At 59.9% G+C, this 17433-nt stretch carries 16 protein-coding genes; 6 read left to right on the top strand and 10 right to left on the bottom strand.

The window, feature by feature from the left end:
- Positions 1 to 555: 555 nt before the first annotated feature.
- From LMG28727_RS18015 to LMG28727_RS18005, 3 genes are all read left to right on the top strand, one after another.
- The gene (locus LMG28727_RS18015) at positions 556 to 1827 is read left to right on the top strand and encodes an ATP-grasp domain-containing protein (RefSeq protein WP_201643648.1); all 1272 of its coding nucleotides are present in this window, start codon (positions 556 to 558) and stop codon (positions 1825 to 1827) included.
- On the top strand, positions 1824 to 2918 hold the full coding sequence (locus LMG28727_RS18010) for a phosphoserine transaminase (RefSeq protein ID WP_201643647.1): 1095 nt from the start codon (positions 1824 to 1826) through the stop codon (positions 2916 to 2918). Before LMG28727_RS18015 ends, LMG28727_RS18010 begins: the two co-directional genes overlap by 4 nt.
- A 189-nt stretch (positions 2919 to 3107) precedes the next feature.
- Positions 3108 to 3695, top strand: coding sequence for a LysE family translocator (locus tag LMG28727_RS18005; RefSeq protein ID WP_201643646.1), 588 nt, complete (start codon positions 3108 to 3110; stop codon positions 3693 to 3695).
- Here LMG28727_RS18005 and LMG28727_RS18000 read toward each other — a convergent pair whose 3' ends face one another.
- From LMG28727_RS18000 to LMG28727_RS17970, 7 genes are all read right to left on the bottom strand, one after another.
- Positions 3696 to 4574, bottom strand: coding sequence for a helix-turn-helix transcriptional regulator (locus LMG28727_RS18000; protein WP_201643645.1), 879 nt, complete (start codon positions 4572 to 4574; stop codon positions 3696 to 3698).
- Positions 4575 to 4670: 96 nt separating this feature from the next.
- A complete protein-coding gene (locus tag LMG28727_RS17995; RefSeq protein WP_201643644.1) occupies positions 4671 to 5465 on the bottom strand; it encodes an ABC transporter substrate-binding protein in 795 nt (264 codons plus the stop codon).
- Between the two features lie 116 nt (positions 5466 to 5581).
- Positions 5582 to 6736 carry a pyridoxal phosphate-dependent aminotransferase gene (locus LMG28727_RS17990; RefSeq protein WP_201643643.1) on the bottom strand — a complete coding sequence of 385 codons (1155 nt, stop codon included), beginning with the start codon at positions 6734 to 6736 and terminating at the stop codon, positions 5582 to 5584.
- 324 nt (positions 6737 to 7060) lie between these two features.
- Complete coding sequence (gene dbpA, locus LMG28727_RS17985; protein WP_201643642.1) at positions 7061 to 8464, bottom strand: ATP-dependent RNA helicase DbpA; 1404 nt, start codon at positions 8462 to 8464, stop codon at positions 7061 to 7063.
- Between the two features lie 51 nt (positions 8465 to 8515).
- On the bottom strand, positions 8516 to 8716 hold the full coding sequence (locus LMG28727_RS17980) for a hypothetical protein (protein ID WP_201643745.1): 201 nt from the start codon (positions 8714 to 8716) through the stop codon (positions 8516 to 8518).
- A 98-nt stretch (positions 8717 to 8814) separates the two neighbouring features.
- Entirely contained in the window at positions 8815 to 9246 is a 432-nt protein-coding gene (cadR, locus tag LMG28727_RS17975) for a Cd(II)/Pb(II)-responsive transcriptional regulator (protein ID WP_201643641.1), read from the bottom strand.
- A 61-nt stretch (positions 9247 to 9307) separates the two neighbouring features.
- The gene (locus tag LMG28727_RS17970) at positions 9308 to 9793 is read right to left on the bottom strand and encodes a hypothetical protein (RefSeq protein WP_201643748.1); all 486 of its coding nucleotides are present in this window, start codon (positions 9791 to 9793) and stop codon (positions 9308 to 9310) included.
- On the opposite strand from LMG28727_RS17970, the gene LMG28727_RS17965 reads away from it, so the two are divergent.
- Positions 9680 to 11770 (top strand): heavy metal translocating P-type ATPase, encoded by a 2091-nt coding sequence (locus LMG28727_RS17965; RefSeq protein WP_201643744.1) that lies wholly within the window; start codon positions 9680 to 9682, stop codon positions 11768 to 11770. The two genes, LMG28727_RS17970 and LMG28727_RS17965, sit on opposite strands and share 114 nt — an antisense overlap.
- Before the next feature lie 86 nt (positions 11771 to 11856).
- Here the strand turns inward: LMG28727_RS17965 and LMG28727_RS17960 are convergent, their stop codons facing one another.
- A complete protein-coding gene (locus LMG28727_RS17960) occupies positions 11857 to 12885 on the bottom strand; it encodes a helix-turn-helix domain-containing protein (protein WP_201643640.1) in 1029 nt (342 codons plus the stop codon).
- A gap of 321 nt (positions 12886 to 13206) precedes the next feature.
- On the opposite strand from LMG28727_RS17960, the gene adh reads away from it, so the two are divergent.
- Positions 13207 to 14727 (top strand): aldehyde dehydrogenase, encoded by a 1521-nt coding sequence (gene adh, locus LMG28727_RS17955; RefSeq protein WP_201643639.1) that lies wholly within the window; start codon positions 13207 to 13209, stop codon positions 14725 to 14727.
- 83 nt (positions 14728 to 14810) lie between these two features.
- On the top strand, positions 14811 to 15206 hold the full coding sequence (locus LMG28727_RS17950; protein ID WP_201643638.1) for a DUF779 domain-containing protein: 396 nt from the start codon (positions 14811 to 14813) through the stop codon (positions 15204 to 15206).
- A gap of 11 nt (positions 15207 to 15217) precedes the next feature.
- Here the strand turns inward: LMG28727_RS17950 and eutC are convergent, their stop codons facing one another.
- Together eutC and LMG28727_RS17940 are read right to left on the bottom strand one after the other, a co-directional pair.
- Positions 15218 to 16018 (bottom strand): ethanolamine ammonia-lyase subunit EutC, encoded by an 801-nt coding sequence (eutC, locus tag LMG28727_RS17945; RefSeq protein ID WP_201643637.1) that lies wholly within the window; start codon positions 16016 to 16018, stop codon positions 15218 to 15220.
- Positions 16015 to 17409: an ethanolamine ammonia-lyase subunit EutB gene (locus LMG28727_RS17940; protein WP_201643636.1), complete on the bottom strand. Its 1395-nt coding sequence runs from the start codon at positions 17407 to 17409 to the stop codon at positions 16015 to 16017. The genes eutC and LMG28727_RS17940 overlap by 4 nt, the downstream gene beginning before the upstream one ends.
- Positions 17410 to 17433 lie beyond the last annotated feature (24 nt).

Raw genomic sequence — 17433 nt, 5'->3', positions numbered from 1 at the left:
GCTCGCCCAACGCGCGCCTTCGTCAAACGCCTTCACGCTGCAAATGAAATCACCGCGGCCCGTACTTCAGCAAATTGCGGCACGAACTGTGACTTTCAAAACCAGCGCGGTATCTGCGAACCTGAGCTGGCACTCCCCATCGCGCCGAAGAAACCGCACACCACCTCGCTGCTCATCCGAAAAAACCCCCACCCCCAAAGTCCCCTGATTAAGCAGCCAATCGCCCCTCTTTTCTCCCATTTGCTTCGCCGCTGCGCTCGTATGATGGGTTCATACCGTGGGTTCAATACGACGTGACGGACTCGTCGCCGATACGCGAATCCAGGCGTCTTAATCGAAGGAAAAATGTATGGCAATTGCAAAGCGGCGTGCTAACCCGGCCAGACTGTCCGTTGCAATCAACGTGTCGCGCACTGTCGCGTTCCCTGCGGAAGGTGACGCAAGCACAGACGGACCGATCGCTCACCGTCAATAACCGAGTGAACTCCGCGTAAGAGCGATACAGCCGAATACTTTCTTACGCCCCGGGTAGTGCTCCACTGAAACGCGCCCATCATGAATACTGTTCAAACTGAATTAACGGGCGATGCCGCTCATCCCTGGCTATATCAGCCGCTCGGATTGGCGACGCTGCTTCGCGCAGCCACCGCTGGAAACGATCTGACGCCGCTCGGCGAGGGTCTGCTCGACCACGCCCGACAACACGACGATCCCTACGCACTGCTCGATCTCTCGCTTGTGCTGCAGTTGAAATACGAGAAGACCGCAGCGCTTGCCGTTCAGCAGCAGGCACTGCAAATCACACGGCGTTACCGGTTGAAGAATGCGCAGGCGGCCCAGGCTCCAGTGAGAGTGCTGGTGCTCAAAGCGCCGGGCGATCTGATGGCAAACACGCCATTCGAGTGTCTGGTTGAAAACGCCGATCTGCAGATAGAAGTGCTTTATGTCGACTCGAACTCGCCGGCGAATACCGCATTGCCGCCGCACGATGTCGTCTTTGTCGCCGCATGTGCATCGGATGAAACGGCCGACGTTCTCGCTCAGATCGCGTCGCTGACCGGCGAGACCGGTTGCCGCGTGCTGAACCGGTCCGAACATGTCGCAAAGACGACACGCGATGCAGCGTATGCATTGCTAGGTGCAGTTCCCGGCATCTGCATGGCACGCACGGTGCGTCTGTCCCGCGAGCGGGTGAATCAAGCTGCCTCCGGCACGTTCGACTTGTCTGAAGTACTCGGCACTCACTATCCGTTCATCATCCGCCCGCGAGGCTCGCACGCGGGACAAGGTCTCGCCAAAGTGTCCGGCGCCGAGGACCTCGCGCGTTATCTGGCCGGGTCTGACGCGGGTGAGTACTACATGGCGCCGTTCATCGATTACAGCAGCACTGACGGTCTGTTTCGCAAGTACCGGATCGTGATAGTCGACGGAAAGCCATTCGTGTGCCATATGGGCATTTCGAAGGACTGGATGGTTCACTACCCATACGCGGAAATGCTCGCGCATGCGGAGCGGCGCGAAGAAGAAGCGCAAATCATGGCGACGTTCGATAACGATTTCGCCGTGCGCCATCATCACGCGTTCCGCAGCATCACCGAATTAACAGGCCTCGACTATGTCGGATTCGACTGCGCGGAAACGAGCGACGGCCGCCTCCTCATATTCGAAATCGCCACCGGTATGGTGATTCACGACATGGACGATACCGATATCTTCCCCTACAAATTTCCGCAAGTACGCCGGGTTGCAGACGCGTTTCATCACATGCTGCGCAGCGCCGCTGCAAGCGCAAACACTATTCAACTGATGGCTTCGGAGGCGCAGTGAAGTCGAACGCATTGAATTTTTCCGGTGGTCCCGGAGCCCTCCCGGAATCGGTGCTGGAGCAAACGCGCATCGCCATTACCGCGTTGCCGGACACCGGCATTTCGGTACTCGGCATGAGTCATCGCTCTGACTGGTTCCGCGCTATTCTGGACGAAGCGGAGAACAATCTGCGCGCCCTGCTAGGCATCTCCGACGAGTACGCGGTGACCTTCCAGCAAGGTGGCAGCAGCCTGCAATTCGCAATGATCCCGATGAATTTCGCCGGTCAGGGATTCGCTCCGCCCGAGTACGTGACGTCCGGTTACTGGAGCGGTCGCGCGACTTCAGAGGCCGCGAAAGTGACCGACAGAAAAGTTGCGTGGGACGGCCATACGACGGGTTATCGGCGCTTGCCCGATCTGGATCAACTGGCGATCAGCGACTCGGCCGCCTATTTGCACTATGTGACCAACGAAACTGTCGAAGGGCTGCAATTTCCCGTCTACGAGAAAGCACCCCGGGTACCGTTGATCGCGGATATGTCGTCCGATTTTCTGTCAAAGCCTATCAGCCCGGACGCCTACTCGATGATCTACGCGCACGCGCAGAAGAACCTCGGGCCAGCAGGGGTCACGGTAGCCGTAGTGAAACGTTCTTTGCTTGAACGGATTCCGGACACGCTGCCGGCGATTCTCGATTTCCGCACTCACGTATCGCACGGTTCGAACTACAACACACCGCCGGTATTTGCGATCTACGTGCTGACGTTGATCACCCGCTGGTTGCGCGACGACATTGGCGGGCTTCATGCAATGCAGAGCATTAACGAACGCAAGTCTCAACACCTGTATGACACACTGGATGCTCTGAATGAGGTCGTGACGATTCACGCTGATCCTCGCTGGCGCTCGCAAATGAACGTCTCGTTCAAGTTCCGCGATGAGCGGCTTGGCGAAGAGTTCATTCACGTGGCGCGTGAACAGGGCATCATCGGACTGGAAGGACATCGTTCGATCGGCGGGCTGCGTGCGTCGCTTTATAACGCGGTAACGGAAGAGGCAGTCGCCACGTTGACGAACGCGCTGACCGAATTCAGCCTGCAACACGCTTAAAAATACAGCTGGATTTCAGGCGCAGACCGCCTGGCAACTTCGAAAGCCCGATCCTTGCGATCGGGCTTTTTTTACGCCAGTTCCGCACGCGCACCGGCTCACAAAGCAATTTCGTTCAATACATCGCCGCCCTTTGCCCGATACCTTTGAGTGTCGCCAATCCTGCGCACTCACGTATCGAGGCATCAGATGACTGTTTTACTTTCCATGGCCGCGTTCGCGCTGGCCAGTTCGATCACGCCAGGTCCAGTGAATGTCGTTGCACTCAGTACGGGCGCGCAACACGGACTCGCCGCAAGCATGCGCCATGTCACCGGCGCGACGGTCGGCTTCACGGTATTGCTTCTGCTGATCGGCCTCAGCCTGCATGAACTGCTTATCCACTTTCCCAATCTGATCGACATCGTCAAATGGGCAGGCGTCGCGTTTCTGCTTTATATGGCCTATAAACTCGCCGCCGACAACGGTCAGCTCGGTGCAGACAAGCCGTCTCGCGGCCCCTCCTTCGCTTACGGCGCGGCGATGCAATGGCTTAATCCCAAGGCATGGCTGGCGTCGCTGGCCGGCATGGGCGCCTATGCAGCCGGTGGCGACGGCGGCCTCGTCTGGCAATTCACCGTCGTGTACTTCGTGGTCTGCTATTTATCGATTGCGAGTTGGGCGTACGCCGGCACGTTCCTGCGTAAGTACTTGCAGGAGCCCAAACGCGTTCAGCTATTCAATCGCGTGATGGCTGCGTTGCTCGCAGCGAGCGCGTTGTATCTGCTGATAGCGTGATCACCTGCGGTACTGCCCGGGTGTTGCGGCGACCAGCCGTTTGAAGGTGCGTTGCAAATGTGCCTGATCGGCGAAACCGGCATCGAGCGCGACGTCGGCGATCAGACGGCCGCGCCTGAGTTGCTCGCGGCTGTATTGAATGCGGCGATTGATCAGATACGCGTGAGGCGTCATTCCGTAGCGTCGTTTGAAAGCACGAATCAGATGCGACGCTGACAGATCCGCAGCCTTGCAAACATCGTCGAGCGTCAGCGATTGCGTACAGTTTTCAGCTATGAATTCTGCCGCCCTCGTGAGTTGATGACTAGCGTCGTCGTCCGGCGGCAGGGAAGCGGGATTCAGTTTCTGCTGCACTGCAGAGAAAAACGTCACGGCCGCGCTCTGCTTGCGCAGTGTTTCAGCGTCGGCGTCGACGTCGACGTCGACGTCGACAAGAATCGCATGCAAGCGGTTCAGTCCGTCGAACAACGCCGGATCCGGCGTCATGGTTTGAGAGAACGCACAAAATGTGTGGTTCTTACTGAAGCCCAGTTCGTGTTGCAGATTCGCGAGCCAGGCGACATCGACATGCAGCATCAGATACGACCAACGCTCGTCGGCGACAGGATTGCATGCATGCACGTCGTCGGGATTCATCATGACGACCGCGCCCGCACCGACCCATTCGCGGGTATGACGATTCACATAGACGCTGCGGCCACCCGTGACGGCGCCAATCGAAAACGTTTCGTGCGAATGTTTGGCGTAGCAGACTGCGCGGCCATCTTCGATGGAACGCGCTTCGATGAACGGCAATGCGTCGCTGCGCCAGAACTTCGGCGCAGAAGCATTTCTTGCGTGAACTGCCGATGACGCCGCCGTCACCGTTACATCGCTCATTGGCGCGCTCTCCGATCGTTGCGTAGGCTTCGCTGCAGCGAAGCCTACGTATCGTAGTCGTCAAATGCATCGACAACAAGCCAACGCGCGATAAGCTTACTTCGCGCTCACATCGATATCGCCGAGATACTTCGCAGCCAGCGTCTTCACGGTGCCGTCGGCCTGCACTTTTGCGATCGCCGCGTTCAACTGGTTGCGCAGCGCGGTGTCGCCTTTGCGAATTCCATACGCGATCCCGCTACCGAGAATCCGGTCGTCACGCACCGGCTGGCCGACGAACGCATAGTCCTTGCCATCGGGCTTCGACAGAAAACCCGTTTGTCCTGCGGGCGCCAGTACAAGCGTCGCATCAAGACGGCCCGCCTGGAGATCGGTATAAACCTGATTCTGGTCCTGATACGGCACGATAGTCACACCCGCCGGTTCCCAATGCGTTTTCGCGAAGGTTTCCTGAATCGATCCCTGCAACACGCCCACGTGTTTGCCCTTCAACGAAGCAGGCGTCGGCAGCAAACCGCTGTCGCGCCGCGCGATCAACTGCGTCGGTACGCGATACACGATCGTGGTGAAATCAATGGCCTGGCGACGTTGTTCGGTCGCATTCATTGCCGAATTGATCGCGTCGAACTTGCGGCCTTGTAGCGCGGGAATCAATCCATCGAACGAGGTTTCTACCCATTTGCACGTCATATGCGCAGCGGCGCAGACCGCATTGCCGACATCGATATCGAGCCCCTGCAATTGACCGTTCGCGCCTTTCGATTCGAACGGCGGATACTGCGCTTCGAGTCCGAAACGCAGCGTCGAGGTATCGGCAGCGTTCGCCGCGGCTACCGTGGCAAATGATGCGAATGCACAGGCCAGTGCCAATAGAGGCTTCAGCAACTTCATAACAGGTCCCTTTTCTCTTCGATTTTTCTTTAACACCCGCGCTAGCGGCGCCAGGCGCGGCGATCATATCGCGTTCAAAAATGCGGCCTGCGCGAATCTCGATCGCGGGTGAACGATCAGATCTCGCACAAACGTCGCGCGCCTTCGATCAACGTCGCGTCGTCTTTCGAGAAGCTGAGGCGGATCAAACCGGAATCCGTGCCGTCGCTGTAAAACGCCGACAACGGGATCGTCGCAACGCGCGCATCGCGGATCAGACGCAACACGAAATCGCTATCGCTCTCGTCAGAGAAGCCGCGAAAACGCGCGAGCATGAAGAAGCTGCCTTCGCTCGGCAATAGCTCGAAACGCGACTCGCGCAACGCATGCGCAAGCAGATCGCGTTTCTGCTGATAGAAAGCGGAGAGGCCGAGATAACTTTCGCGATTGGCCAATGCGTCGACGAACGCGTACTGCATCGGGGTATCGGCGGAAAACACCATGAACTGATGAACTTTGCGAATCTCGTCCATCAATGCAGCAGGCGCGAGGCAATAACCGACACGCCAGCCCGTCACGTGATAAGACTTGCCGAACGACGACACGATCACACTGCGTTCCGCGAGCTCCGGGTGGCACGCCATGCTCTGATGCTTCGCGCCGTCGAATACGACGTGTTCGTAGACCTCGTCGGCGAGAATCACGATATCGGTATTACGCGTGATCGCTTTCAATCGCGCGATGTCGTCTTCGCTGAATACCGTCGCGGTCGGATTGTGCGGCGTGTTGATGATGATCATCCGCGTCTTCGGTGTGATCGCGGCGGCGACCTCGTCCCAGTTCACGCGAAAATCGTCCAACGAGAGTTTGATCGCCACCGGCGTCGCGCTCTGCAAACGGACGATCGGAGCATAGCTGTCGAACGAAGGTTCGAAGTAGATCACTTCATCGCCGGGGTGCACCAACGCGCTGATTGTCGAATACAGCCCTTCGCTCGCGCTGGCGATCACGGTCACTTCACTCTCCGGGTCGTAGCGCACGCCGTAGAGCGTTTCGACTTTCTCGGCGAGCGCTTCGCGCAGCGCGGAGATGCCGGCCATCGGCGAATACTGATTGTGACCCGCGCGCATGGCCTGAGCGACGCCCTCGACCAGTTTCGTGTCCGGCGCAAAATTCGGCGCGCCTTGCGACAGGTTCAGCGCATCGTGTTGTGCGGCCAGTTGACCGATCACGGTAAAAATCGTCGTGCCTACATCAGGCAGTTTCGAGCGGGCTTGCGTGGCGCTCTGCATAAGGCTTTCTCCCTTTCTCCATCCGGCAGGGGACTCGCGGACGGCCGACTACGCGGCAATCCATCCCGGTGAGGTGATTAGGCATCAGCCAAAGAACGCTCACAATCGAAACTTTGTCATGCGCGGCATGCGTTTATGTCATGGCTCGCGCGACCCCGTTCGGTTGCGGGCAATACAGGTGGGATCGGGGCTTGCGGGGAGGAAAGCGACTCGCGTGACACACGCGGCGAACAGCGGAGGTATGACGTAATGTGATGCGTGCGTCTGCCTGAAGGGACGGCTGCGTGGATGCAGCCGCCCCTGTCATGCGTCAAGCGTCAAGTGTCAGGCGTCGTCCATCAGGCGGACTTTGACCTTTTTGCCCTTCACCTTGCCAGCGCTGAGCTTGCGCAGCGCGTCGCGCGCGATGCTGCGCTCCACCGCCACGTAGGTCGACATTTCGGTCACGTTGATCTTGCCGATCTGCGAACCGGCGAAGCCCGCTTCGCCGGTCAGTGCGCCGAGCACGTCACCGGGACGGATTTTTTCCTTACGGCCGCCGAGAATCTGCAGCGTTTCCATTGGCGGCAGCAGGCGTTCGTTGCTCGCAGCGGTCAGTTCGGACAGCTTGTGCCATTCGACTTCGCGCTTTTGCGCCTGTTCGAGACTGCCGACCCGGCCCATCTCGTTCATGCTCGCGAGGCTCAGTGCCCAACCTTCCTGATCCGCGCGACCCGTGCGGCCGATACGGTGCACGTGCACTTCCGGATCCGGCGTCACGTCGACGTTGATCACGGCTTCGAGTTGCGCGATGTCGAGACCGCGCGCGGCGACATCGGTCGCCACCAGCACCGAGCAACTACGATTTGCAAACTGGATCAGGACCTGATCGCGTTCACGCTGATCGAGTTCGCCATGCAGCGCAAGCGCATGAAAACCCTGCGCGCGCAGCACGTCGAGCAGATCGCGGCATTGCTGCTTGGTGTTGCAGAACGCGAGCGTGCTCACCGGACGATAATGATTCAGCAGCAAGCCAACCGCATGCAGTCGGCCATCTTCGGCCACTTCATAAAAGCGCTGACGGATCTTGGTGTTGTCGTGCCGTTCGGCGAGCTTCACTTCCTTCGGATTGCGCAGGAATTGCTGGCTCAGTTTGACGATTCCTTCCGGGTACGTCGCCGAAAACAGCAACGTCTGCCGTTCTTTCGGGCATTGCTTGACCACTGTCGCGATGTCGTCGAAGAAACCCATGTCGAGCATGCGGTCGGCTTCGTCGAGCACCAGCGTGTTCAGCGACTGCAATGGCAGGCTGCCGCGCTCGAGGTGATCCATGATGCGGCCCGGCGTGCCGACCACGATGTGCGCGCCGTGTTCGAGGCTTGCGGTTTGCGGACGCATCGGCGTGCCGCCGCACAGCGTCAGCACCTTGATGTTTTCTTCCGCGCGCGCAAGGCGGCGGATTTCCTGCGTGACCTGATCGGCGAGTTCGCGCGTCGGGCACAGCACCATCGCCTGAACGGCGAAGTTGCGTACGTCGAGGCGCGCGAGCAGCGCCAGCGAAAACGCTGCGGTCTTGCCGCTGCCGGTTTTCGCCTGCGCGATCAGATCGTGGCCGGCGAGCGCGATGGGCAGGCTCGCGGCCTGAATCGGCGTCATCTCGACATAGCCGAGTTGCGACAGGTTCGCGAGGGTCGCTGGCGGCAGCGATAAGTCGCTAAACGGCGCGCCAGCGGAGGTGGGACTGTTCATAGGATGGGCTCGATAGGGGCTAGGGCGGCTGAGCCGGCTGAAGGCTTCAGATTATTCGGCCATCGGGCCGTCGGCGGGACGGCCATCAAGCTGTTCGTACAGCACCGTGCCGTCGTCCCCTTCGAAACGCTCGACGTAGTTGCGTGCGCCGCACATCGGGCAACGGAACAGAAGCCCTTGTCCTTCGTTCTTGATGACGACGTCCGACAGCGCCCACTGCGCGTCGCAGGACTGATTTCTACAGGTAAACACGTTGATTCTCCAGCTGGATTCGATAGTTGATTGGGCGGGCCGGCCATGCGCGGCCTCGGCCAGAAATTCAGTTACGGCTGCAGGCTGCGGAAAGCGTTTCAACCCAGATGCGTATGCCGCGCACGCGGCACGGCGACATCCATGTCGGTCAGACCGTGCACGATGCCGCAGTCCTCGACGCTCTGTTCGCCGTGGCATTGCTCACGCAGCGTGGTGAGCTGCACTTTCAGCTGCTTTAGTTCGTTGATGCGGGTGTCGACGTGTGCAATGTGCTCTTCGATCAGCGCATTGATGCCGCCGCAGCCGTTGGCCGGTGCATCCGTCAGACGCAGCAGAGCGCGGATTTCGTCATGGGTCATGTCGAGCGCTCGGCAATTGCGGATAAAACGCAGTCTTTCGACGTGCTTCGCCGTGTAACTGCGGTAATTGGCCTCGGTACGCTCCGCTTCGGCCAACAGGCCCTCTTTTTCGTAGAAACGGATGGTTTCAGTCGTGCAATGGGCGATTTTCGCCAATTCGCCGATTTTCATGAGCCCTCCCGGCGGTGGTCTTGAAGCCGACCTTGACCTTGTAGTGGCTTCAAGGTGTTTACTAGACCACAAATCGACCCAGGAAGCCACTATGCGTCACGTTAACCATCTCGAAAGGGAACAGGATCGCCCTGCCGATGGGCCCGCCAGTGCTCAGGGCCAGAAGCCGGACTGCGGCGGCCATGGAGAGGATGGGCAGCGGCGGCGGCATGTGCACGTGTCCGTAGCGGGGCATGACCATCAGCATCATCCCCAACAGGGGTGTAGCCATGGGGTTGATGAAGATCACGGGCACGACCATGACCATCACCATGATCACGCGCACGACCATGCCGATGCCGGTTGCTGCACCGCCGCCTCGACCGTTGCCGCGCCGACGCGCCTGCCTCGCTCCGAAGCCGTGGGCAGCGATTTGCGTACCGCCATCCGCATCATGCAGATGGATTGCCCGACCGAAGAAGCGCTGATCCGCAAGAAATTCAGCCGTATGCCGGCCGTCCGCAGCATGGATTTCAACCTGATGCAGCGGGTGTTGACCGTCGTCCACGCACCCGACGCGCTCGACACGATCCTCGCCGCGCTCCGCTCGCTCGACTTCACGCCCGAACTTGCGGATGACCGTCAAGCCGACCAGTCAGCGGCCGCTCCGCAAGCGCAACCCAAACCGTGGTGGCCACTGGCCTTCGCGGTTGTCGCTGCGGCCGCTTCAGAGGCCGCAGGCTGGCTCGGCGCACCCGCCTGGGTATCTGCGGCACTGGCGATCGTCGCGATTGCGTCCTGCGGCCTCACGACGTACCGCAAGGGCTGGCTCGCGATCCGCAACGGCAACCTGAACATCAACGCGTTGATGAGCATTGCCGTGACCGGCGCGCTGGCCCTGCGCCAGTGGCCGGAAGCCGCGATGGTGATGGTGCTGTTCACGATCGCCGAACTGATCGAGGCGAAGTCGCTTGACCGCGCCCGCAACGCGATCCAGGGTTTGATGCAACTGACGCCCGAGCAGGCCAGCGTGCAGCAGCCCGACGGCGGCTGGCAGCTCACCGATCTCAAAGCGATTGCGCCCGGCGCGGTGGTCCGCGTCAAACCGGGCGAGCGGATCGCGCTCGACGGCGAAATCGTCGCGGGTCGTTCGAGCGTGGATCAGGCGCCGATCACCGGTGAAAGCCTGCCGGTCGACAAGACCATCGGCGATGCCGTGTTCGCCGGCACGATCAACCAGGCCGGTTCGCTCGACTACCGGGTCACGGCGGCAGCCAGCAATACGACGCTCGCGCGGATCATCCACGCGGTCGAAGAGGCGCAAGGCACCAAGGCCCCCACCCAACGTTTCGTCGATCAATTCGCGCGGGTGTATACGCCGATCGTATTCGCCATTGCGCTGGCGGTTGCGCTCGTGCCACCGCTGCTGTTCGGCGGAATGTGGCACGAGTGGGTCTACAAGGCGCTGGTGATGCTGGTAATCGCCTGCCCGTGCGCGCTCGTGATCTCGACGCCGGTGACGATCGTCAGCGGGCTCGCTGCAGCCGCGCGCAAGGGCATTCTGATCAAAGGAGGCGCCTATCTCGAACAAGGCCGCAAGCTGAGCCGCCTCGCACTCGATAAAACCGGCACGATTACTCACGGCAAACCGGTGCAAACAGAGTTTGAGACGTTTGCCTCCTCTGGCGCCGACGGCGATGCGCTCCGTTACCGGACGCTCGCGGCGAGTCTGGCCGGGCGCTCAGACCACCCGGTTTCGATGGCCATTGCTACAGCGGCTCAGGCCGAAGGCATCATCCATCTTCCAGTCGATGCTTTCGAGGCACTCGCCGGGCGTGGCGTGCGCGGCGAGATTGAAAGCGCGTCGTACTGGCTCGGTAATCATCGGCTGGTCGAAGAACTGGGACGCTGTTCTGCGTCGCTTGAAGCACGCCTGGATACGCTCGAACAGAAAGGCAAAACCGTCGTGATGCTGGCCGACAGCGAACGCGTGCTCGCGCTGTTCGCAGTCGCCGATACGGTGAAAGAGACGAGCCGCGCTGCCATCGCCGAATTGCAGCGGCTGGGCGTCAGTACCGCGATGCTCACTGGCGACAACCCGCACACTGCGTCCGCCATCGCGCAGCAGGTCGGTATCGACGAAGCGCGCGGCAATCAGTTGCCGGAAGACAAGTTGAGCGCCATCGCGCAATGGTCGACGAATGGCGCGACCGTGGGCATGGTCGGCGACGGCATTAATGATGCACCCGCATTGGCGCGCGCCGACATCGGTTTCGCGATGGGCGCGATGGGCACCGACACCGCCATCGAAACCGCCGACGTCGCGTTAATGGACGACGATCTGCGCAAGATTCCGTCGTTCATCCGCCTGTCGAAGGCAACGCATGCGGTGCTGGTGCAAAACATTGCATTGGCGCTCGGCATCAAGAGCGTGTTTCTCGTGCTGACCCTGATGGGCCTCGGGACCATGTGGATGGCGGTATTCGCCGATGTCGGCGCGAGCTTGCTGGTCGTGGGCAATGGCTTGCGTCTGCTGCGCAAATAGCAAACGATCGAATGGCGACCGCGCACGCGTTTTACACCAGCCATTCGTCTCGATTGTTTTGAGGTTCGCCAGCGGTGCGCGCACAACTAGTGAGCGAACCGCGCCCGACGCTCCGCAGCCGCCTTCAATGTTTCCGAAGGCCGTATGCCGAACATCTTGCGGTAATCAGTCGCAAACTGGCTCAGGTGCCAGAAGCCCCACGCGGCCGCAACATCCTGTACGGAGTGCGATTCACGCGCCGCATTCGAAAGATCGCGCCGGGCGCCATTCAAACGGATCGCGCGCAAATACGTGGCCGGTGCCATGTTTAGCACATCCTGAAAGCAGTACTGCAACGTTCTGCGGCTCACGTGAAGCTGTTCGCACAACTCGGGCACGTTGATCGCGCGGTCCCGATTGGCCAACACATAGTCGCGCGCTTCCCACACAATCGACTGACGACGCGGACGTGCAGGCATCGCAGCCTGTCCTGCCGCCGACAACGCGCCAACGTCGAATAGCGATGCCAGTACCGAGGCCTGCAAGTTGATACGCGCCGTGGAAGTGAGCGGCGCACCGCTCGCCGCGCCGTCATCGAGCAACTGACGCAGCAGGGTACACAGTTGCTCCTTGCGCTGCGCGCCGATCGGCACGACCTCCGCATCCGGCAGATGATTGCCCGCGCCTACGCCCTCCACTTCGGCCGCATAACGGCGCAGCATTTCGCCCGACACCACGACGCCGAAAATCTCATAGCCCGCCGAGGTCAGTAGTTCGAACTCGACACCACCCGGGCGAAACGCGAGTGCATCGCCCGAAATAACCTGCGCGTCGATACGCCCCGAGCCCGAAGGACAAGTCGGAACACCGAACCAGTACGCGTCCTTCTGCACTTCGCAGGTTTGCCGCAACGTGTGGCTCGTCGTTTCGACGAACACCTGCATATGATCGACGCACAATTCCGTCAGGCCGCCCACGAAGCAGCCTGCGGTTAACTGATCGTAAGTCTGGTTCCAGCCATGGAGATTGCGCGCCTGCTCATCGGCGTCGTAAGCGACGTGTGTCTGCACGCGGGAGCCAGGCTGCGCCGCGAGGATGGAATGGGTCAGGTGATCGCTCCGGGCATCAATCGTCATAAGTGATCTGCAAACGGAATATCAAGCCGCACAACAAGGCAATTCCCATGCCGAACCGTCGCATCGCGTTTCCTGTTTGAAAAGCGGCTCTCCACGCCAACCCTGTTCAATTCCTGAACACCCTTGTCTGCCCTGCTCATAAACGATGCGTTCCGTTGCCACCGATTGAACAAGGCGACCCGCGCTCTGGCACAGCCGTGCCTTCTCCACGTGCATACATCACCAGCCCGGTGCATTGGCACGCTTCTCGCTCTAGCCCCTCACGGTCGAGCGAAATATCTCGCCGGATATAGCCCATTCAAACATGTGAGGAGCACACAGATGAATCATGCAGAGATGCAGTTTCTGACCACCGAATTCCCGTACAAGAAGCAGTATGCGAATTTTATCGGCGGCGAATGGGTCAAGCCTGTAGGCGGCGAGTACTTTGACAACGTGTCGCCGATTACCGGCGAGCCGTTTACGTCGATCCCCCGTTCACGCGAAGCCGATATCGAACTCGCACTCGACGCCGCGCACAAGGCTAAGGTCGCCTGGGGCAAGACCTCCGTTGCCGAACGCGCCAACATCCTGAATCGCATCGCCGACAGGATGGAAGCGAACCTGCAACGCATCGCGGTCGCCGAAACGATCGACAACGGCAAGCCGTTGCGCGAAACGATGGCCGCCGACATTCCACTCGCCATCGATCATTTCCGTTATTTCGCCGGCGCTGTGCGTGCGCAGGAAGGCGGCATCTCCGAGATCGATCACGACACCGTTGCGTATCACTTTCATGAGCCGCTAGGCGTAGTCGGTCAGATCATTCCGTGGAACTTCCCGATTCTGATGGCCGTGTGGAAACTCGCGCCCGCACTCGCCGCCGGCAATTGCGTCGTACTCAAGCCCGCGGAACAAACGCCCGCGTCGATCCTCGTGCTGATGGAACTGATTCACGACCTGCTGCCCGCAGGCGTGATCAACATTGTGAACGGCTTCGGCCTCGAAGCAGGCAAACCGCTCGCATCGAACAAACGCATCGCCAAGATCGCGTTTACCGGCGAGACCACCACTGGCCGTCTGATCATGCAGTATGCGAGCCAGAACATCATCCCGGTGACGCTTGAACTCGGCGGCAAGAGCCCGAACATCTTCTTCGCCGATGTGATGAACGACGACGACAGTTTCTTCGACAAGGCGCTCGAAGGCTTCACGATGTTCGCGCTGAATCAGGGCGAAGTGTGTACGTGTCCGTCGCGCGTGCTGGTCGAAGAAAAGATCTATGACCGTTTCATGGAGCGCGCATTGAAGCGTGTCGCCGCGATCACGCAAGGGCATCCGCTCGACAGCAAGACGATGATCGGTGCACAGGCTTCGCAGGAGCAACTGGAAAAGATCCTCTCGTATGTCGATCTCGGCAAACAGGAAGGTGCTGAATGTCTGATTGGCGGTGAGCGCAATACGCTCGACGGCGAGTTGAGCAAAGGCTATTACGTGAAGCCGACCGTATTCCGCGGCCACAACAAGATGCGCATTTTCCAGGAGGAAATCTTCGGGCCGGTCGTATCGGTGACGACGTTCAAGAACGAAGAGGAAGCGCTCGAAATCGCCAACGATACGCTCTACGGTCTGGGCGCCGGTGTGTGGACACGCGACGGCACGCGGGCTTATCGCTTCGGTCGGCAGATTCAGGCAGGCCGCGTGTGGACCAATTGCTATCACGCCTACCCGGCACATGCGGCGTTCGGCGGCTATAAGCAATCGGGTATCGGCCGCGAAAATCACAAGATGATGCTCGACCACTATCAGCAGACCAAGAACCTGCTGGTCAGCTATAGCGATAAGCCGCTCGGGTTCTTCTAAGCATCCTGGCGTGAGTCAACGCTAACGAGTCTGTTCGGGCGGGCCGCATTGCGCGGCTCGCTCTCTTTCAACGAGGCCATGTGATGACCGATGAAAAGAAAGTCGCCCGCGTAGTCGCGACGCCTGCGGCGGTCGATCTGATCGACAAATTGCGCGCCGAACATGGGGACGTGATATTCCATCAATCCGGCGGATGCTGCGACGGCAGCGCACCGATGATGTTTCCGCAGAACGAGTTCATGGTGGGCGGATCCGACGTAAAACTCGGGTCGATTGCCGATGTGCCGTTTTATATGAGCGAGTCTCAGTTCGAGTACTGGCAGCACACGCAGTTGATCATCGACGCGGTGCCGGGAAATGGCGGAATGTTTTCGCTGGAGCGTCCAAGCGGACTGCGGTTTCTGACGCGCTCCAGGCTGTTCGAAGATGACGAGAATGCGTGGCTCGAAACGCATCCCGTGGAGAAAGCGGACGCATGACCGATCAGGTATTACGACGCGCCCGGATTTGAGTCATCGCTCACGGCGGGCGTGGCGGGCGCGCTTGCAAGCTGCTGCGCGTCGCTATCGTCCTTCAGACCGACACCTGTAAGCCCCAGGCGCCGCCCGTTTGTCAGCAGGTAGTGCAGCTTGTGTGCAGCCAACGGATAGTCGAGTCCTTCGGGACGCACATTCGAAATGCAATTGCGTTGCGCGTCGCTGCAACCAACTTTCGGCGCGTACGTCAGATAGACGCCGAGGCTATCCGGCGAACTCAAACCCGGCCGTTCGCCGATCAGCATCACCACCATCTTTGCTTTAAGCAATTCGCCGATCTCGTCACCTAGCGCGACACGCGCCTGACGCGCGATCACCACGGGTCCGATCTTCCAATCCTTCAATTGCGGGCAGACAGCCCGCAGCAGCGGAATGGATTGCTTCGATGCCGCGAACGCGGACAGACCATCGGCGATCACGAAAACGACGTCGCTCGGTTCTGCTGTGATCTGGGTGAGTGCCGTCCGACTCTCTTCCGATAAACGCCGGCCCAGATCGGGGCGCCTTAGGTAATGCTCGCGATCAGGCGCGGCGCTGTGTGCGTCCAGCGATTCAAAGCCTTGTTCCCGCAACTGGGCGTGGAGCACGTCGGCATCGAGCGGATGATGTACGGCGTCGCGCGCCTGCGCATGCGACAGGTTGAATGCCAGCAACGGCGCAGTCGGCAAACTGCTACCCGCGCGGCCCAACGCAATGCGTGCATTAGTGAACTGCCGCAACGCATCCCACGGATTCTTTTCAAGGAAGTCGCTCATGCCGTCCCCATCCAGTCGCTCGCGCCTTCGAGCAGCGGCTGTTGCGGCGACGCGCTCAACAACGCGCCGCGCGCGTCGGTGATCTGCATCGACTCAAGCCATTCTTCGAATTCCGGCGCGCGACGTAAGCCTAGAACGTCGCGCACATACAGTGCATCGTGAAAGGACGTGCTTTGATAGTTGAGCATCACATCGTCCGCGCCCGGAATGCCCATGATGAAATTGATACCCGCCACACCGAGCAAGGTCAGCAGATTATCCATGTCGTCCTGATCCGCTTCGGCATGGTTCGTGTAGCAGATGTCGCAACCCATCGGCACGCCGAGCAGCTTGCCGCAAAAGTGATCTTCCAGACCCGCTCGCGTAATCTGCTTGCCGTCGTACAGGTACTCGGGTCCGATAAAACCCACCACAGTGTTAACCAGAAACGGATTGAACTTGCGCGCCACGGCATACGCGCGCACTTCGCAAGTTTGCTGATCAACGCCGAAATGCGCATCCGCCGACAAAGCGCTGCCCTGTCCTGTTTCGAAGTACATCAGGTTATTGCCGACCGTACCGCGCTTTAACGACAAACCCGCTTCGTACGCTTCCTGCAATAGCGTGAGCGAAATGCCGAAGCCCGCATTCGCTTTCTCGGTACCCGCGATCGATTGAAACACCAGGTCGACCGGTGCGCCTTTTTCGATTGCGGCAATCGTGTTGGTGACGTGTGTGAGGACGCACGATTGCGTCGGCACCTGATAGCGCTGACGGAAGTCGTCGACCATCACCAGCAGCTTCATGATGGCGGCGAGATTGTCGCTGGCCGGGTTGATGCCGATCATCGCGTCGCCGCAACCGTACATCAGCCCGTCGAGCATCGATGCGGCAATGCCTTTGACGTCGTCGGTTGGATGATTGGGTTGCAGGCGCACGGACATCCGACCAGGTAAACCGACCGTGTTGCGAAAGCGCGTAATCACTGGTCGTTTGCGCGCTGCGGCGATCAGATCCTGATTGCGCATCAGCTTGGAAACAGCTGCAACCATCTCTGGCGTGAGACCAGCGGCGATACGCGTGAGCGCGTCGGCATCGGTCGTGCTGCTCAGCAGCCAGTTGCGGAAATCGCCGACCGTGAGATGCGCAATCTCGGCAAACGCCTGCGGCGAGTGACTATCGATCACGAGACGCGTGACCTCGTCGCTTTCGTACGGAATCAGTGCTTCGTTGAGGAACGTGCGCAACGGCACCTGCGCCAACGACATTTTTGCGGCGACCCGCTCCTCTTCGCTCGCTGCCGCGACGCCCGCAAGCTGGTCGCCGGAACGTTGCGGACTGGCCTTCGCCATCAGCGTTTTCAGATCGGCAAACCGATACGTTCGACTGCCGATCGACTCGGTGTAGCTCATGTTTACGACTCCATCGCCGCTGCT

Origin of the sequence: Paraburkholderia metrosideri (assembly GCF_904848625.1) — a bacterium.
Lineage (GTDB): Bacteria > Pseudomonadota > Gammaproteobacteria > Burkholderiales > Burkholderiaceae > Paraburkholderia > Paraburkholderia metrosideri.
The sequence above is the reverse complement of the archived record's forward strand: the minus strand, read 5'-3'. Positions and strand labels throughout refer to the sequence as shown.

Excerpts from the sequence above, each read along its gene's own strand:
- LMG28727_RS18015 (WP_201643648.1), top strand. The coding sequence starts at position 556 with ATGAATACTGTTCAAACTGAATTAACGGGCGATGCCGCTCATCCCTGG.
- LMG28727_RS18005 (WP_201643646.1), top strand. The coding sequence starts at position 3,108 with ATGACTGTTTTACTTTCCATGGCCGCGTTCGCGCTGGCCAGTTCGATC.
- LMG28727_RS18000 (WP_201643645.1), bottom strand. The coding sequence starts at position 4,574 with ATGAGCGATGTAACGGTGACGGCGGCGTCATCGGCAGTTCACGCAAGA.
- LMG28727_RS17995 (WP_201643644.1), bottom strand. The coding sequence starts at position 5,465 with ATGAAGTTGCTGAAGCCTCTATTGGCACTGGCCTGTGCATTCGCATCA.
- LMG28727_RS17990 (WP_201643643.1), bottom strand. The coding sequence starts at position 6,736 with ATGCAGAGCGCCACGCAAGCCCGCTCGAAACTGCCTGATGTAGGCACG.
- dbpA (WP_201643642.1), bottom strand. The coding sequence starts at position 8,464 with ATGAACAGTCCCACCTCCGCTGGCGCGCCGTTTAGCGACTTATCGCTG.
- cadR (WP_201643641.1), bottom strand. The coding sequence starts at position 9,246 with ATGAAAATCGGCGAATTGGCGAAAATCGCCCATTGCACGACTGAAACC.
- LMG28727_RS17965 (WP_201643744.1), top strand. The coding sequence starts at position 9,680 with ATGCAGATGGATTGCCCGACCGAAGAAGCGCTGATCCGCAAGAAATTC.
- LMG28727_RS17960 (WP_201643640.1), bottom strand. The coding sequence starts at position 12,885 with ATGACGATTGATGCCCGGAGCGATCACCTGACCCATTCCATCCTCGCG.
- adh (WP_201643639.1), top strand. The coding sequence starts at position 13,207 with ATGAATCATGCAGAGATGCAGTTTCTGACCACCGAATTCCCGTACAAG.
- LMG28727_RS17950 (WP_201643638.1), top strand. The coding sequence starts at position 14,811 with ATGACCGATGAAAAGAAAGTCGCCCGCGTAGTCGCGACGCCTGCGGCG.
- eutC (WP_201643637.1), bottom strand. The coding sequence starts at position 16,018 with ATGAGCGACTTCCTTGAAAAGAATCCGTGGGATGCGTTGCGGCAGTTC.
- LMG28727_RS17940 (WP_201643636.1), bottom strand. The coding sequence starts at position 17,409 with ATGAGCTACACCGAGTCGATCGGCAGTCGAACGTATCGGTTTGCCGAT.